General features: G+C 72.3%; 12 protein-coding genes and 2 pseudogenes. 8 read left to right on the forward strand and 6 right to left on the reverse strand.

Annotated elements, in window-relative coordinates:
* Window positions 1-279: 279 nt before the first annotated feature.
* Together QNO07_RS23615 and QNO07_RS23620 are read right to left on the reverse strand one after the other, a co-directional pair.
* Window positions 280-993 carry a L,D-transpeptidase family protein gene (locus QNO07_RS23615; RefSeq protein WP_283994342.1) on the reverse strand — a complete coding sequence of 238 codons (714 nt, stop codon included), beginning with the start codon at window positions 991-993 and terminating at the stop codon, window positions 280-282.
* A 398-nt stretch (window positions 994-1,391) separates the two neighbouring features.
* Window positions 1,392-3,047 (reverse strand): glycoside hydrolase family 13 protein, encoded by a 1,656-nt coding sequence (locus QNO07_RS23620; RefSeq protein WP_283994343.1) that lies wholly within the window; start codon window positions 3,045-3,047, stop codon window positions 1,392-1,394.
* 433 nt (window positions 3,048-3,480) lie between these two features.
* Here QNO07_RS23620 and QNO07_RS23625 point away from each other — a divergent pair, with 433 nt between their 5' ends.
* On the forward strand, window positions 3,481-4,317 hold the full coding sequence (locus QNO07_RS23625) for a metallophosphoesterase family protein (protein ID WP_283994344.1): 837 nt from the start codon (window positions 3,481-3,483) through the stop codon (window positions 4,315-4,317).
* Window positions 4,318-4,505: 188 nt separating this feature from the next.
* Here QNO07_RS23625 and QNO07_RS23630 read toward each other — a convergent pair whose 3' ends face one another.
* Both QNO07_RS23630 and QNO07_RS23635 read right to left on the reverse strand, forming a co-directional pair.
* A complete protein-coding gene (locus tag QNO07_RS23630; protein ID WP_283994346.1) occupies window positions 4,506-4,697 on the reverse strand; it encodes a DUF397 domain-containing protein in 192 nt (63 codons plus the stop codon).
* Window positions 4,694-5,566: a helix-turn-helix domain-containing protein gene (locus QNO07_RS23635; protein ID WP_283994347.1), complete on the reverse strand. Its 873-nt coding sequence runs from the start codon at window positions 5,564-5,566 to the stop codon at window positions 4,694-4,696. The genes QNO07_RS23630 and QNO07_RS23635 overlap by 4 nt, the downstream gene beginning before the upstream one ends.
* Window positions 5,567-5,775: 209 nt before the next feature.
* Here QNO07_RS23635 and QNO07_RS23640 point away from each other — a divergent pair, with 209 nt between their 5' ends.
* Together QNO07_RS23640 and QNO07_RS23645 are read left to right on the forward strand one after the other, a co-directional pair.
* On the forward strand, window positions 5,776-6,246 hold the full coding sequence (locus QNO07_RS23640) for an ATP-binding protein (RefSeq protein ID WP_283994349.1): 471 nt from the start codon (window positions 5,776-5,778) through the stop codon (window positions 6,244-6,246).
* A gap of 271 nt (window positions 6,247-6,517) precedes the next feature.
* Window positions 6,518-6,817: an NIPSNAP family protein gene (locus QNO07_RS23645; RefSeq protein ID WP_283994350.1), complete on the forward strand. Its 300-nt coding sequence runs from the start codon at window positions 6,518-6,520 to the stop codon at window positions 6,815-6,817.
* A 138-nt stretch (window positions 6,818-6,955) separates the two neighbouring features.
* On the opposite strand, the pseudogene QNO07_RS23650 reads toward QNO07_RS23645, so the two are convergent.
* Window positions 6,956-7,642: pseudogene (locus QNO07_RS23650) on the reverse strand (WD40 repeat domain-containing protein); the annotation flags it as partial.
* Window positions 7,570-8,139, reverse strand: a complete 570-nt coding sequence (locus QNO07_RS23655) for a WD40 repeat domain-containing protein (RefSeq protein ID WP_283994351.1) — start codon at window positions 8,137-8,139, stop codon at window positions 7,570-7,572. The pseudogene QNO07_RS23650 and the gene QNO07_RS23655, both read right to left, overlap by 73 nt.
* Window positions 8,140-8,282: 143 nt before the next feature.
* On the opposite strand from QNO07_RS23655, the gene QNO07_RS23660 reads away from it, so the two are divergent.
* The 5 genes and pseudogenes from QNO07_RS23660 (at window position 8,283) to QNO07_RS23675 (ending at window position 16,665) form a co-directional block, all read left to right on the forward strand.
* The gene (locus tag QNO07_RS23660; RefSeq protein ID WP_283994353.1) at window positions 8,283-8,843 is read left to right on the forward strand and encodes a hypothetical protein; all 561 of its coding nucleotides are present in this window, start codon (window positions 8,283-8,285) and stop codon (window positions 8,841-8,843) included.
* Window positions 8,840-9,121, forward strand: a pseudogene (locus QNO07_RS27760) (BREX-2 system phosphatase PglZ); the annotation flags it as partial. The gene QNO07_RS23660 and the pseudogene QNO07_RS27760, both read left to right, overlap by 4 nt.
* Before the next feature lie 439 nt (window positions 9,122-9,560).
* Window positions 9,561-11,312 carry a TIGR02677 family protein gene (locus tag QNO07_RS23665; protein ID WP_283994355.1) on the forward strand — a complete coding sequence of 584 codons (1,752 nt, stop codon included), beginning with the start codon at window positions 9,561-9,563 and terminating at the stop codon, window positions 11,310-11,312.
* The gene (locus QNO07_RS23670) at window positions 11,309-12,571 is read left to right on the forward strand and encodes a TIGR02678 family protein (RefSeq protein WP_283994356.1); all 1,263 of its coding nucleotides are present in this window, start codon (window positions 11,309-11,311) and stop codon (window positions 12,569-12,571) included. Before QNO07_RS23665 ends, QNO07_RS23670 begins: the two co-directional genes overlap by 4 nt.
* Entirely contained in the window at window positions 12,568-16,665 is a 4,098-nt protein-coding gene (locus tag QNO07_RS23675) for a TIGR02680 family protein (RefSeq protein WP_283994358.1), read from the forward strand. The genes QNO07_RS23670 and QNO07_RS23675 overlap by 4 nt, the downstream gene beginning before the upstream one ends.
* Window positions 16,666-16,825: the final 160 nt, after the last annotated feature.

Genomic DNA, 16,825 nt, shown 5'->3' on the forward strand with positions numbered 1-16,825 from the left:
GCTTCACACACCAAAGGATGCCCAACACCAGGAAAGATCACTCAAGGTAACGAAGCACTACTAAGGGGCCGCGGAGAGAGCCGTTCGGCCCCGCCGTCATCCAGGCGGGCTCAGCACCCTGGGGCGCGGGAGTACCGCCTCGAGGAGAGAGGCCCGGTCTGGTCGGGCGGGCTCGGCGAGCACGCGGCCGCGGCCGGACCTCCCCGCACCGCCGTCCGTCCGCGGGGGCGCCCGCAGTGCGGTGCGGGGAGGCGGCATGCGAGCCCGCCGACGTGAGGGTCAGGTCCCCGGCTTGCGACCGTAGACGTGCACGTTGTCGCCGTTCTTCAGCAGCCCCCAGTACGCCTCGGCGTCCTTGGGCCGCATGTTCACGCACCCGCGGGAACCCGGGGGCGACCACACGCTGCCCTTGATGGAGTGGAACGCCTGACCTCCGTCGAAGAACTGGCTGTAGGGCATGGCCACGTCGTAGATCGTCGACCAGTGGTCCTTGTTGCGCCAGTAGATCTTCTTCGCCCCGGTGCGCGTCTCGTACCCGTCACGTCCGGTCCGCACCGGAAGCGGGCCCTTGACCAGGCGCTTCCCGTCCTGGATCCAGGACAGTTGGCGGGTCAGGTCGATGCAGGCGACGCGCCCCTTGTCGGTCGGGCACTTGCCCGCCTTGTTGGGGTTCTTGCCTGCGGCCTTCTGGGCGTTCATCAACGCCATCACGCCCCAGGTGACAGGACCGGCGTAGCCGATGTTCGGCTTGATGCCGTGTTTTGTCTGGAAGGCCTGGATGGCCTTGCAGTCCGCAGCCGACTGCCTGCCGTCCACCTTGAGGCCGAGGAAACCCTCGACCTGCTTCTGGTGGGGGCCGGTGCTGGTGGTGCACGCCGGGGCCGCGTGGGCCGGTGTGGCGCCGGCGGCCACGGCCAGCGGCGTGGCCACCGCGGCAGCGGACAGCAGCGCACCGAGTCTGAGTCTGCGGTTTCTGGACGCCGTTGATCGCATGATCGTGTGACTCCCTCCCCGTGCACTCGCCTCGCGGCGGCCGACGGCGACCACGTGTCCGTGCGCAGGAGACGGGCGAGTGCGGACTCCGCGCCGGAGCGCCGTCTCCTCGCGTTGTCAGACCACCGCGGGGCCCTCGGGGTTGTACGGCCGCCGGGGGCGGTTGCCCATGGCCGAATCCCGTTCGGTGGGCAGTAGGGGGCGACGGCCGAAAGTGATCCGCCGGCGGTGCCGAACCCGCCGCTACCTTCGTGCGGGAAGGCGGCGGGTCCGGCCGGGAGGGGGTCCGGCCGGGAGGAGTCCGGCCGGGAGGGGGTTCGGCTGTCCGGCGTCCAGCGGGGCAACGACCCCCGCTCAACGGGTCAACCACTCCCGCTCAACGGGTCGGTCACATCCGCTCAGGGGGCCAGCCACACCGCGGTGTCGCTCGGCAACCGGCCGCCGTCCAGCTCACCGCTGGCCAGCAGCAGGCGGCTGTGCGGGGGCAGCGCCACCGGCTCGTGGTGCAGGTTGACCACACACTGGAAGCCGGGCTCCCGCGTGAAGGACAGCACCGGTTCCTGCGGCGAGCTGAGCCAGCTGAGCGTGCCGTCGCCCAGCGCCGGGTGGTCGCGGCGCAGGCGCAGCGCCGTGCGGTAGAGGTTGAGCATCGACCGCCGGTCCTGGCGCTGGCTCGCGGCCGTCAGTGTCTTCCACGCTCCGGGCTGCGGCAGCCAGGGGGGAGCTGCGGCGCCGTCGGGGCTGTAACCGAAGGGCGGAGAGCCCCCGTTCCAGGGCAGGGGGACGCGGCAGCCGTCCCGCCCGCGGTCGGTGCGGCCCGAACGCTCCCAGGTGGGGTCCTGCAGAACTTCCTCCGGCAGGTCCTCGACCTCCCACAGGCCGAGTTCCTCACCCTGGTAGAGGTAGGCGCCGCCTGGCAGTGCGAGGGTGAGCAGGGCCGCGGCCCTGGCCCTGCGGGTACCGAGTTCCAGGTCGGCCGGCGCGTCGAGGTCGGCGAGTGAGCGTTGCGGCCGGTCGGGTTGCGGCCTGGCGTAGCGGGAGACGTGCCGGGCGACGTCGTGGTTGGACAGCACCCAGGTGGCCGGGGCGCCGACCGTGGCCAGCGCGCCGAGTGACGTGTCGATGACCCGCCGTAGGGAGGGGGCACGCCAGGGGGCCGTGAGGTAGTCGAAGTTGAAGGCGGTGTGCAGTTCGTCGCTGCGCACGTACCGGGCCAGCCGGTCCGGGGCGTCGGCCCACGCTTCGGCGACGAACACCCGTGGCTCCTCGTAGGTGTCGGCCAGGGCCCGCCACCGCTGGAAGATCGCGTGGACCTCCTCGCGGTCCCAGTGCGGGTGGTCGTCCAGTGAGGAGGCCTCAAGGATCTTGCCGTCGAGGGACCCCACGTCAGGCAGCCCGGGGGCTTTGACAAGACCGTGGGCGACATCGATGCGGACCCCGTCCACGCCGCGGTCGAACCAGAAGCGCAGGATCGACTCGAACTCGGCGTGCACCTCCTCGTTGTCCCAGTTCAGATCCGGTTGCTCGGGCGCGAACAGGTGCAGGTACCAGGGCCCGGGAGAGCCTTTGGCTTCGGTGACGCGGCTCCACGCGGGCCCGCCGAAGACGCTGCGCCAGTCGTTGGGCGGCTCGTCGCCCGCCGGGCCGCGACCGGGACGGAAGATGTAGCGGTCCCTGGCCGCTGACCCCGGTCCCGCCGCCAGCGCCTCACGGAACCAGGCGTGCTCCGAGGAGGTGTGGTTGGGCACGATGTCGATGATCAGGCGCAGCCCGTGCCCGTGGGCTTCGTCGATCAGCGCCTGCGCGTCGTCGAGAGTGCCGAACGCCGGATCGATGTCGCGGTAGTCAGCCACGTCGTAGCCCCCGTCAGCCATGGGGGACGGGTACCAGGGAGTGATCCACAGCGCGTCGATCCCGAGGTCGGCGAGGTAGGGAAGGCGCTGCCGAACGCCGCCCAGGTCGCCGATGCCGTCGCCGTCGCTGTCGGCGAAGCTGCGGAGGTAGATCTGGTGGATGACTGCGTCGCGCCACCAGGCGGCTCGCACGGGGGTCACGGCTCTCCTCACGGCTCTCCTCACGGGGTCGGTCGGCCTCGTCGGGTGGCCGGGCCGGCGCGGTGGGCCGCCCGTCGGCACCCAGGAAGTACAACCCTGCACCACGGCCGTGTGTTCCGGCACGAGTGCCGCTGCGGCGGACAGCCTCCGGCGGGACGGTGCACGGAGCTTGCCGGGCGGGCTTCGGGCGGACGGGCTTCGGCGGCCCTCGTCGCTGGCGGTGCCACGTGCCCCGGGCCTCCCAGTCCGGGGCACGTAGGGTGGTGAGGGTCTGGGTGTCGCTCCACGGCCCGAGGCGGCGCGTGGAACGCGGCATGCGCGGAGGCAGTGCGCACCCGGCACGGGTAGCGGCGCACACAGGGGGAACGGACGGGGAAGCGGTGTGAGCGACGACGGGGAAGCGCGGCCGGCACGGTGCGACGGTGGCGCTGGGATGAGCCTGGTCGCCATCAGCGACCTCCACGTCCGCTACGCCGAGAACCGCGACATCGTCGAGGGCCTGCGACCGGAGTCGGACGACGACTGGCTGGTGGTCGCCGGAGACGTCGCGGAGAACTTCGACGACGTCGTGTGGGCGCTCGGCACACTGAACGACCGCTTCGCCAAGGTCATCTGGACCCCCGGCAACCACGAACTGTGGACCCCGCCGAACGACCCGGTCCAACTCCGCGGCGAGGAGCGCTACCTGCACCTGGCCAAGACCCTGCGCCAGCTCGGAGTGGTCACACCCGAGGACCCCTATCCGGTGTGGCAGGGCCCTGGCGGGCCGGCCGTGATCGCGCCGCTGTTCGTGCTGTACGACTACACGTTCCGGCCCGGAGGCACCTACTCGAAGGAAGGGGCGCTCGCCGTCGCCCACGAGGCGGGTGTGGTCGCCACCGACGAGTACTTCCTGCACCCCGACCCGTACCCCAGTCGTGACGCGTGGTGCCGGGAGCGACTGGCCTACACCCGCTCGCGGCTGGATCGGCTGGACCCGGCTCTGCCCACCGTGCTCGTCAACCACTTCCCGCTGGTGCGCGAGCCCACCCGCGTACTGCACTACCCGGAGTTCGCGCTGTGGTGCGGCACGGAGGCCACGGCCGACTGGCACGTGCGGTACCGCGCGACCGCCGTCGTCTACGGGCACCTGCACATTCCGCGCACGATCGAGTGCGACGGGGTGCCCCACCGCGAGGTGTCGCTCGGATACCCGCGCGAGTGGCGCAGCCGGCCGTTCGCCCCCGCCGGGCTCTGCCGCATCCTCCCCGAGCCGGACAAGCAGCGGTGACCGACGGAAGCAGCGGGGCCGGGCTGCTCACCCGGTCACTCCTCGACGACGTGGTGGCCGGTGAAACCGCTGAGAGCGACGCGCCGGTCGTCCTGCGAGTGCCGGATCGGGCTGGAAGTAGCCCACGTCGGACGGGGAGCAGGCGTGACGCGTTCGGCGTGACAGCGACAAGGGCCGCCGCGCCAAGGTCACACGCGCGAGTCGGCCGCCAGCGTCGTGAACGCCGACCAGGCATCGCGGGAGACGGCCAGGGACGGCCGCTCGACGTCCTTCGAGTCGCGGATGAGAACGGTCTCGGTGCGCACAGCGACCTCTACGCAGTTGCCGCCGCCACCGCCGCTGTAGCTGCTCTTGAACCAAGCAAGTTCGGTGGTGCTCATAGCGCTCCTCGCATCTGCTCCAGCAGGCTTACCGTGGCTTGATGGCTCAGAGCCTGCGAGCGCATCTTGCCATAGCGTTGAAGCATGGCGCTTGCGGCTTTCGAGTCAGTGACGAGCATGCTGCAGTCGTGCGCTTCCACGTAGCCGACCCAACGGTTCTCTGCTGTCTCGGCGAGGTAGAGAGGACCTTCGAAGCCGGAGTGATCCTCCTGAACTCGTGGCATGACCTGGATCTCTACGTTTCGTAGACGGCCCGCAGCTAGGAGGTGGCTGAGGAGTGCGTCCGTGACCTCGGCACCTGCCAGACGGCGGTCCAACAGTGCTTGTTCGACGACGAAGCTGAACGTGCTGTTCGGCCGCTCGGTCAGGAGGCGTTGCCGTTCGAGACGAGCCGTGGCCTGCTGCTCGAACTGCTCCTCCGACAGAGGAGGAAGACGCCGGTCGAAGAGGGCGCGAATGTACGGCTCAGGTTGAAGCAGCCCCGGAATCACCGCGCACTCGTACGCATACAGCGAGATCGCGTCCTCCTCGATCCCCGCCCACTGCCGGAACCACGACGCCAGTCCCGCCTTCCGCGTCAGGCTTCTCGCCGCCGCACCGAGTACCCGCCCCGCGACCGCACCCAGTGCCTCCTCCGACCGGTCCAGCAGGTCCCGTGGCGGGAACCGCTTGCCCTGTTCGATCTTGGCGATGTAGGCAACCGAGTACCGCACCAGCGGCGCGAACTGCTCCTGCGTCAGGCCGGCTTCCTCTCTCAGTGCCTTCAGGACCGCGCCGAAGGTCTTCAGACTGTCCGACAGCTCGGGTTCACAGTTTCCGCCTCCGCCCTGCCCGGCGCTCCCGCCCGCCCCGCCGTTCCCCGTCGCCATCGCAGCCACCTTCCCCTGTGCCGCCGGACCGTACCCGTGCCAGGCCCGGACGTGTGCCGTACCGTGCGCCGCGCGCGCTGCGCCACGCACGACGAGCCCCATCGTCACGTACAGCGACCGACCCGGTCCAGCGAGTCAACCAGTACAGCGTGATCTGTATCAGCGCTGGACCTGCCGACGGTCACACCTCTCCCGGCAGGGTGACCGTCATGTCAGCCCCACGCGTGCAAACCCCCACTCCCGTCGACACGTTCGCGCAGCGCTTCTCCGCCACCCGGCGCGGTGCGCGCCTCGCCCGCCTGCTCGCCGCGCACCAACTCACCGCGTGGGGCCATCCGCACGCCACCGAGGCGCACGACACCGTCGTCCTGCTGGTGGCCGAACTCGCGGCGAACGCAGTCCTCCACGGCCGTGTCCCGGGACGGGACTTCGCCCTGTCCCTGTCCCGCGACGAGAGCCGGGGTGTCGTCAGGATCAAGGTGACGGACACCCACCCAGCCCGGCCGGCACGGCTGGCTCCAGGCCCGGACGAGGACGGGGGCCGCGGCCTGCTGCTCGTCGACGCGCTCGCATCCGACTGGGGTGTACGCGACCGCTTCGGCCCCGGCAAGACGGTGTGGGCCGAGTGCGTTCTTCGTCCGGAGTTGGCGGCGCCCGGTCCGCGCTCACTGACGGAATGAGCGCCGTCCTCCGGCCCACGGGCCGGGGAGCCGGCAGCGCGCCGGGCACCTGCGGTGAGGTGCCGGGCGCCGGAGTTGTCGTACCGCCCCCTCAGACGGTGAATGCAGGGACGGACGTGTGCTCGCTTCCGAGCGTGGGTGGGTGTGCCGCTGCCGCTGCCGCCGGGGTCGGTTCGGCGGCTACTGAGTTCGACGGCGGCGGCCGATCCGGCGCGCTCCCGCACGTAGCCTGGGTGCCGACTCAGGGCTTCCCCCTCGGAAGGACGTCCTCATGCCCAGGACCACGCAGCTCCGCACGTACACCGTCCGCGAAGGAATGCTGGACGAGTGGGTCGAGCGGTGGCGCCGGGAAATCGTCCCGTTGCGCCTGGAGTTGGGGTTCACCATCAGGGGAGCGTGGGTCGACCGTGAGCGGAACCACTTCGTCTGGCTGATCTCCTACGACGGTCCCGACACGTTCGCCGAGCGCAACGCCATGTACTGGGAGTCGCCCGCTCGTAAGGCCATGGGCCTCGATCCGGACGACTACCTGCTGCACACCGACGACCGCACGGTCGAGGAACGCTACTGAGCCCTGCCCGCCGCATGACCTACGGAGGGGGAGTGGCAGCAGGTGCTGACGCTGCTCCTCCTCGCTGAGCGTTCGGAGGACCCGTCCCCGCGCGTGTGCTTCGAGCCGGTCGAAGTCGGGTTCGGGGGACCAGACGCGGGCTGTTTCGTCGAAGGAAGCCGTGAGCAGCCTCCTGCTGTCCCGCGACCAGACGACGGACGTCACCTTGTCCTGGTGGACGCCGACGATCGCGACCTCCTCCAGGGTGGCGCAGGACCAGACCTGTACGGTGCGATCGTCGGAGCCGGTGGCGAGGAACCTGCCGTCGTGGGACCAGGCGACGGATCGCACCCGACCTTCATGGCCCTTCAGGGTGCCTGTAGGGCGTCCTGTGGCCACGTCCCAGACTGCGGCGTTCCAGTCACCGGAGGCCGTCGCGACGCGGCGCTCATCGGGAGCCCACACCACGTCGTCCACGTAGTTGTCGTGGCCGCGCAGGACGGTGAGTTGCCGGCTCTCGCCGACGTCCCACAGCCGGCAGGTGCGGTCGTCGGAGGAACTGGCCAGCATCCGGCTGCTGGGCGACCAGGCGATGCGGCCGACCCAGTCCTGATGCCCGGTCAGGACGTGCAGTTCCGTGCCTTCCCCGGCGGTACGGATGCGGACGGTGCCGTCATGCCCGCCCGTGGCGACGCAGCGGCCGTCCGGTGACCAGGCGCAGGCTTCGACCACCTCGCCGCGGTGCTCGAACCGGACGTCGCCCGCCAGGTCCGTCACCCGGAAGACGCCGTCATTGGCACTGAGGGCGAGCTGATCGCCCTGCGGCGACCAGGCCACGCTCCACACCCGGTCCCGAGCTGCGCCACCCGTCCGGTGGCAGCCCCGGTGGCCGCATCCCACACCCGTACCGTGCGGTCGTCGGAAGCGGTGGCGAAACGGGACTCCTCAGGGGACCGGGCCGCCTGGTTGACCGGCCCGGTGTGTCCGTCGGCCAGCACGAGCTCGGCTCCTCGCGGACGCAGGTCCCACACGATCGCCGTGCCGTCGGTGGAACTCGTGGCGAGCTGCGTGCCCGTGGGCGACCAGGCCATTCCCCACACCGTGTTGGTGTGGCCGTGCAGTACGGCCAGGACCTCCGCGTCCGCGGCGCTGACCACGCGCACGGTCCGGTCGGACGAGGCGGAGGCCAGCATCCGGGCGTCCGGGGACCACGCCACGCCCCAGACGTCGTCGCGGTGGCCTCGCAGTTCGTGGACGGGTGCGGTCGTCGCCGCCTCCCAGACGCGTACCACGCGGTCCTTCCAGGTGGCGGCGACGTGTCTGCCGTCGGGTGACCACGCCACCTGCCGGCCCGCTCCGGTGGGCCCGCTGAGCAGCCCCGGGGGGCGCCCGAGGTGGCGTTCCAGATGCGGACCACGCAGTCCCTTCCCGCAGTGGCGAGCCGGGACGAGTCCGGCACGCCAGGAGACTGGCCGAGCAGAGCCTCATGCTGATCCACGGACAGTACGCAGCCGGATCGGCCACCACCTTCACCACCGAGGTCGGTGAGCAGACCCGACGCGTCACCGTCCGCGACGAGTCCTCCGTGCTCGGCATCCTCGCCGCCTGGCACAGCCATCGCGAGGAGGCCGCACCCGGCGACCTGCTGGTCGTCACCACCGGTGTCGACGACGGCGAGCTGGGCTGTGACCTGCGCGGGCACGCCGTGCAGCGGCGCACGCTGACCGTCGAGAAGGCCGAGATCGTGACGCAGCGGTTCGGGGCCACCGGGCTTGACGTGCGCATGTACCGGGAGGACTGGCTGCTCCAGGCCCTGGTCGACGCCGAACCCGCCGGTCGGGGGTGGCCGCGTACCGCGGGCTTCCTCACCCGGGACGCCGCGCTGCGCGCCCTGGCCGTCGAACGCCTCGGCCTGGACCACCCGGACGTTTCGGCGCACGCGGCGGCGGAGGCCGCCGTCGACGCGGACGTGCTGCTGGCCTGGTCACGCACCCCCGCCGGGCCCGCCGTTTCGCGGAACTCCCCGACACCGAACGCGGTGAACTGAAGAAGTGGCTGGGAGAGGTCGCCGGGCCCGCCGTGCCCGTCCTGCTCACCCTCGCCGAGACGGGGCGGGGACACGACGCGATGGCGCTGGGCCTGCTCGGATCCGCAATGCGCGATCCCCAGGTCGACCCCGATGTGGCTCTCGCCGTCGGAGGGCTCTTCGGCAAGGCCGGCCCCCGCCGGGGCGAGATCAGGGCCTTCACCGACGCGGTGGAGGGCACTCTGCTGCGCTGGATCGGAGAGGCCGCGGGATCGGTCGACGCCCGACAGAAGGTGTTCGCCGTACTCCAGCGCGCCGACGAACTGGCCCGGGACGCCACCCTCGCCGCGACCCTCAGCACGGTCGCCGTCCCGGGGCAGTACGTCAACGACCGCTGGATCCGGCTGCGGGAGGACGTCACCGCGCGCGTCTCGGAGCGCGGTGACGCGCGAGGCGACGGACCGGCCGTGTCTGCCGGACGTCGACGAACGCGCTCTGCGTGGACTGAAGTTCGCAGAGGCTCTGCCACCACGTCTTGCGGAGGCCACCCTGGCAGCCAGGCTGGCCGACACCGATTCCGCTGCTGCCGTTCTCGCCGAACGGGTGCGCTTTCTCCGCGTCCGACGGTGGCTGGGGCGTCCCGGGGCGTCCGGACGGCAACGAAGGCGGGTGCGCCGGGCGGGCAGAAAGTGGACAACCCGCACAGACAGGCGCCCGGGTTTGGGAGAATCGCCGGCGATGAGCTCTCAGACGTCCCCGACATCCCCACCTGCCAACCCTGTTCCCCCCGTCGACTACGCGCCGTTCGCACACCTGAGTGCCCCCAACGCCGCCCTCTACCGGCAGGTGATGTGCGCCTTCCTCGTCGCCAAGGAGCAGTTCGCGGTGCATCTGCGGCCCGAGGACGTGTACTCCGCCCTGGATGCGGAAAGCCGGCCCGCCGGCCTCGAAGCGGTGACGCAGGCACTGGACAAGCTCGTGGACTGGGGCAACCTGCGCGCGGATCCGGACCATGCGAGGGTGACGGCGGTCGAGGACTTCTACCGCAGGCGCTTCATCTACCAGCTCACCCGGGCCGGCGAAGCGGCCGAGGCGGCGCTGGGGACGTACGACGAGATGCTGGGGCGGCGTGGTGAGCTCCAGGCGGTCGCACTGCACGACATCGTGACGCAGCTGCGGGCGCTGCTGGTGATCGCCGTCGAGGACGATCCCGACCCGGCCAAGGTGTACGTCGCCCTGTCCGTGCTGACGACACGGTTCACCGACCTCGCGGACAACGCCCGCGCCTTCATGGGTTCGCTTCAGCGCACCATCGACCTGCACGACATCGAGGTCGAGGCGTTCCTGGCCTACAAAGACCGGCTGATCCAGTACCTGGAGCGGTTCATCCAGGACCTCATCACCCTCGGCGGCCGCATCGCCCTGCTGATCGGGGAACTGGAGGAGCAGGACCGGGTCGGGCCGGTGCTACGGCTCGCCGCCGCCCGCGAGGCTGCCGACGCCGCTCCAGAGGAGGCCGCGCACGCAGAGGAGGCGGCGTACAGGAAGTGGGCCGCCCGGTGGTCGGGGCTCGCGCAGTGGTTCGTCTCGGGGGAGGGACGGGAGTCCCAGGCCAGGCTGCTGCGCGGACGGGCGCTCGGCTCGGTCCCGCAGCTCCTCGCGGTGGTGCGGCAGTTGAACGAGCGGCGTGCCGGGCGGTCCGACCGCTCGGCGGACTTCCGCACGCTGGCGCGCTGGTTCGCCCAGGCGCCGGACGACGCGGCACGGCACCGGCTGTGGCGGGTGGCGTTCGGGCTGCACTCCTCCCGGCACCTGACCGTCGACGCCGACACCCTCGTCGAGCGGGCGGCCTCACCGGAGCCGGCCTCGACGCCATGGGGCAAGGCGCGACCGCTGCGGATCAGTCCTCAGCTGCGCCGGACCGGCAGCTACGAACGACGCGGCAAGCCACGCAAGGTGGTCGACCGGGGTGCGGCGAAGCGTGAACTCGCCGAGATCGCCGCCCGGGAGGCGGGAGAGGCCAGGCAGGCGCGGGACCGTCTGGTGACGGGCGGACCGGTGCGGCTGTCCCGGCTGGGCGAACTTGATCCGTCCGCCTTCCAACTGTTCCTGCGCCTGCTCGGTGATGCGCTCGCCACCTGGCGGCCGGGCACGACCTCCACCATGGCCACCAGCGGGGACGGGTCGATGGAGATCCGGCTGACGGCTCTCGACGACGGATCGTCGGCCGAACTGCACACGCCTGAAGGCGTGTTCAGTGGCCCCGACCACCTGATCGACATCGTCGACCTCACGACGGGTGGCAACGGCTCCGGCCGGGCCGACACGCCCGCAGGGCACCTTCCCGACCCGGCCGAGCCGAACGACCCGCCCGCGCCGAATGCGCAGACGACCGTGTCCGGTGCCGCGCCCATGGCTGTTCCGGCACCCCGGCAGGGTGGCGCCCTCCACCCCTCCCGGGTTGCCCGGCACCGCGCGGAGGACCGATGAGCGGGCCGCTCGCGGAGGTCCTGGACGGCCAGCGCCAGGCCGACCTGCAACGGGCCGTGCGGGCGCTGCTGAAGGTGCCGCTGCTCACCGCCGACGGGCCGCACTCCGACGATTTCCGCCTGGTGCGCAGGCACACCACCGAGCTGCGCGAGTGGTTCGAGCGCAACGTCGGATGGGCGCTGCGTACGGACGCCGACGCCGCCCGGCTGCGCAAGACACCGGGTACTTTCACCGACGCCACACATCCGGCGCGCGAGGCCGCCCGGACCGCCCTGCCCTTCACCCGCCGCCGCTACGTACTGCTCTGTCTGACGCTGGCCGCGCTGGAGCGGGGAGAGTCACAGGTGGCACTCGGCCGCCTCGCCGAACAGGTCGTCCTGGCCGCCGCCGACCCCGAACTCGTGGCTGCCGGAATCACGTTCACCCTGGAGCGGCGCGACGAGCGTCTCGATCTCGCGGCTGTCGTCCGCCTGCTGCTGCGGCTCGGGGTGCTGCGGCGCGTGGCCGGCGACGAGGAGGCGTACGTCAGCGGATCGGGCGACGTGCTGTACGACGTGCGGCGGCGGGTGCTGGCCGGGATGCCGGCCACCCTGCGCGGGCCGTCCATGGTCGAGGCCGAGGGCTTCGACGAACGGCTGGTGGAGATGGCCTCGCAGACCGCGCTCGACAGCGAGGAACACCGCTTCCGTGCGATCCGGTGGAAGCTGACCCGCTGCCTTCTCGACGACCCGGTGCTCTACTACGACGACCTCACCGACGACGAACTCGCCTACCTCACCCGGCAGCGCGGTTTCATCACCGCACGCATCAACGAACTGACCGGTCTGGTACCGGAGGTCCGTGCCGAGGGCATCGCCATGGTCGACCCACTCGACGACCTCACCGACGTACGCATGCCGGAACAGGGCACACACGGTCACCTCACCCTGCTGCTGGCAGGGCATCTGGCGCGGGCCGCCGGGCCCGTCGAACCGGCCGAACTGGAGGCCCTCGTAAGGGAACTGGCCGTGCAGCACGCCGGCTTCTGGTCCAAGTCGGCGCGGGAACCCGGAGCAGAGCCCGAACTCGTCGAGCAGGCGCTGACCAAGCTGGTGGCGCTTGGGCTGGCCGAGCGCACGCAACAGGGCGTCGTTCCGCGACCGGCCCTCGCCCGGTACGCGGTCGGCGAGCCCGTCATCAAGGAGACGGGACCCGCACCCCACCACCCCGCCGCGCGCCCGGACCCGGCCGTGCGGGAGAACCCGAAGGACAAGAGGTGAACGGCGCCGTGACCGCGCTTCCCAGCCCAGCGCCCGGCCGGTGGCGGCCCCTCCGCATCGGGCTCGTCGACCTGTTCCACTACGACGTCGAGGAGTTCTGGTTCCGCGACGGACGGCTGCTGCTGCGCGGCAACAACGGCACCGGCAAGTCGAAGGTGCTCGCCCTCACCCTGCCGTTCCTCCTGGACGGCGATCTCTCCGCCCGCCGAGTGGAGCCCGACAGCGACCCGGGCAAGCGCATGGAGTGGAACCTGCTCCTGGGCGGCGAGCACCCGCACCCGGAACGCCTGGGCTACACCTGGATCGAGTTCGGACGGCTCGACGGAGCCACAGGAGAGGCGCACTTCCGCACGCTGCTGTGCGGGCTGAAGGCGGTCGCCGGGCGCGGCATCGCCCGGCACTGGTTCGCGGTGACACACCAGCGCATCGGTGCCGGACTCCACCTGCTGGACGCGACCGGCACGGCGCTGTCCCGGGACCGGCTCGTGGAGGCCGTCGGCAAGCACGGCATGGTGTACGACACGGCGAAGGTGTACCGCAGAGCGGTCGACGAAGCCCTGTTCGGTCTCGGTGAACAGCGCTACGGCGCCCTCGTCGACCTGCTGATCCAGCTCCGCCAGCCCCAGCTGTCCAAGCGCCCGAGCGAAGCCGCCCTGTCCCGGGCGCTGACCGAGGCGCTGCCGCCGATGGATCAGGCGGTGGTCGCCGACGCGGCGGAGGCGTTCCGGTCACTGGACGAGGAGAAGGAGGAACTGCGGGCGGCCCGCGAGGCCGACCAGGCCTCCTCGGCGTTCCTCGACCACTACCGCCGCTACGCCCGCCTCGCCTCCCGGCGCCGCGCCCGCCTGCCCCGCCGCGAGCACGCCCGCTACGAGCACCTCCAGCGGGAACTCCTCAAGGCGCAGGGGGAGCGGGACCAGGCCGAGACGGACCGGGAGGAGGCACGTGCGAGGGGTGCCGCACTCGACGAGCGGGCCGCGCGGCTCGCCGCCCAGGACGCCGCGCTGCGGTCCGGACCTGAGATGCGCGACGCCCGTGCACTCGACCAGGCGGCGGCCGACGCCTCCCGCACGGCCGCAGAGGTGACACGGGCCGAAGCGGACCGGCGGACGGCGGCTGAGGCGCACACCCGCGCCCTGGGCCGGCACGCCACCGCCGCTAACCGGCTCACAGCGGCCCAGGAAGCCCTGGACGGCATCCAGGACCGCGTGACGGAGAGCGCCGCCGCGGCCCGCCTCGACGCCCCTCGGACACAGGGAGCTCCCGACACGGTTCTGCGCGAGGAGGCGGAGGAGGCAACGGAGGGCAGACGGCGCGCCGTTGAGCACGTGGTGGAGCTCGCCACGCGTGCCGGGCGGGCCGAGGAGCAGCGCAGGACCGCCCGGTTGCGTGCCGACGAGGCCGACGAGGAGGCCGTACACGGTGCCGAGCGACTGGCCGAGGCGGAGGAGAACGTCGCCACGGCCGGGCGGGCACTGGTCACGGCCGTGCGGGAGCACCTCTCCGGCTGTGCGGAGCTGCGAGTGCCAGGGCTGCCGGGGGTACTGGACGCGGTGCAGGACTGGGTGAGCGGGCTGGACGGCCCCCTGCCGGCCCGTACGGCGGCGGCCGAGGCGCAGCGCGCCGCCGCCTCCCGGCTGGCCGACGAGACGGCCCGCCTGGCCCACCGCGAGACGGCGACGGCGGAACGGCAGCGGTTGGCGGCCGAGGAGCTGACCGCCCTCCAGACCGGCGGGGAGCGCGGCCCGGCGGCCCCGTACACACGCACGTCCGACGTGCGGGACCGGGGCTTCGGCGCGCCGCTGTGGCGGCTTGTCGACTTCCGCCCGCACGTCACCGAGACCGACCGCGCGGGACTGGAGGCCGCGCTGGAGGCCTCGGGACTCCTCGACGCCTGGGTGCGGCCCGACGGCTCCACGATCGCGGCGGACGGCCACGACGTGCTGCTCGACCCGGTCGGACTGCTCGGCGGCTCCGGCCTCGACCGGGTGCTGTGCCCGGCGGTCAACCCCGCCGACGTGGGGGCCGCCGCCGTGGGCGAGGAGGCGGTCGCGCGGCTGCTCGCCTCGATCGGGCTGGCCGGAAGCAACGGCGACCGGCCCGGGGAGACCACGTGGGAGGCCGGCGGCCTTGACACCTGGGTGGGCGCGGACGGGCGCTTCCGGGTCGGCGCACTCACCGGAAGCTGGGCCAAGGACAGCGCCCAGTACGTGGGAGAAGGAGCGCGGGAACAGGCGCGACGCACCCGGATCGGCGAACTGCGCACCGAAATCGCGGCGTTGACGGCTCAGCGGAAACAACTGGCCGAGGAGTCAAGCGCCGTGGCCGAGCGCCGCGCCGTGCTCGACGCCGAGTTCGCCGCGGTGCCGGGTGACGACCACCTGCGCCACGCACACGCGCAGGTCACCGCCGCAACCGACGCGACCCACCGGGCCCGTGCCCGGCAGGACGAGCGGTCCGCGGAACTGGCCCTTGCGGCGGAGCGGGCCGGCCGCGCCGCGGCCGAACTCGCCGACACCGCCGCCGCCCTGAACCTCCCCGCCGACCCGACGGCACTGGGCGCCGTACGCCAGGCGCTCGCCGACCACACCGCCCTCCTGGCGGCGTTGTGGCCCGCGCTGCGTGAACGAGCCGAGGCCGGGCGCGCGGTGACCGTGGAGCAGGCGGAGGCCCGCCGGGCCGAACTCCTCGTCGCCGAACTCGCGGAGCGCGCGGCGCAGGCGGCCCGGGCCGCCGCGGCGGCGGACGAACACCTCACGACACTCCGCTCCACCGTCGGAGCGGCCGTCGCCGAACTTCAGCGGCGGCTGGAGGAGACGGCGGAGGCAGCCCGTGCCTGCGGGAGCGAACAGCGGCAGGCGCAGGCCGACCACGGTGACGCCGACCGGCGCGCCAGCCGCGCCGAGGGGCGCATCGAGCGGCTCAACGAGGACGTCACCGAGGCGACCGCCGCTCGTGAGGAAGCCGTAGCCGCGTTCCAGCGGTTCGCCTCGACGGGGCTGCTCACCGTCGCCCTGCCCGACATCGCCGTGCCGGACGACGACGGAGGGACATGGGCGGCGACCCCAGCCGTCGTCCTTGCCCGCTCCGTCGAGTCCCGCCTCTCCTCGGTCGACGACTCCGACGCCGCCTGGGAACGTGTGCAGAACCGGCTGAGCGAGGAGTTCGGCAGGCTCCAGGACGCGCTCTCCCGGCACGGCCACACCGCCACCGCACGTCCGGGTGAGGACGGCATGCGGGTCGACATCGTCTACCAGGGCCGGGAACGGGCCGTGCCCGAGCTTGCCGAGGCGCTGGCCGTCGAGGTGGCGGAACTGACCCGCATCCTGTCCGCACGCGAGCGCGAGATCCTTCAGACCCACCTGATCACCGAGGTCGCCGGAACACTCCAGGAACTGATCGGGGCGGCCGAGCGGCAGGTGGCCGCCATGAACAGGGAGCTGGAGGAGCGCCCCACATCCACGGGCATGAAACTGCGCCTGGTGTGGCGGGCGTCCCGCCGCGCCCCGCAGGGACTGGCCCAGGCCCGTGAACGGCTGCGCCAGTCAGCCGACGCATGGTCGTCCGAGGACCGGTCCGCGGTCGGCGCGTTCCTCCAGGAGCAGATCGCCCTCCGGCAGGCCGACGACAGCGCCGGCAGCTGGCTGGAGGACCTCACCGCCGCCCTCGACTACCGGACCTGGCACGAGTTCGGCGTCGAACGCCACCAGCACGGCAAGTGGGTGCCGGCCACCGGGCCCGCCTCGGGCGGCGAACGGGTGCTGGCCGCGTCCGTGCCGCTGTTCGCCGCCGCGTCCTCGCACTACGCGAGCGCGGGAGGCGCCCACGCCCCGCGCCTGGTCACTCTGGACGAGGCGTTCGCCGGTGTCGACGACGACTCGCGCGCCAAGTGCCTGGGCCTGCTGCGTGCCTTCGACCTCGACGTGGTCATGACCAGCGAACGGGAATGGGCCTGCTACCCCCAGGTACCGGGCATCGCCATCGCCCAGCTCTCGCGCGTCGACGACATCGACGCCGTCCTGGTGACGCGGTGGGAATGGGACGGTACCGAACGGCGGCGCGGCGACGGCGGGCAGGATGCCCAGTGGACGTGAACGGTGCGGATGCTCCGTGCGCTCGCGACGGGAGCCGGACTGCGGCTGGAGGTGCGGTACCGGCGAACGCCACCGCGCATGTGGTGCCGGCCGGCCGGGCACCGGTGGAAGCCCGTGCCTGCGACGTTGAGCGTCTGGTTCGCCTGCTCGGTGCTTCCGG

Source organism: Streptomyces sp. 549 (assembly GCF_030124175.1).
In the GTDB taxonomy this organism is placed as follows: Bacteria; Actinomycetota; Actinomycetes; order Streptomycetales; family Streptomycetaceae; genus Streptomyces.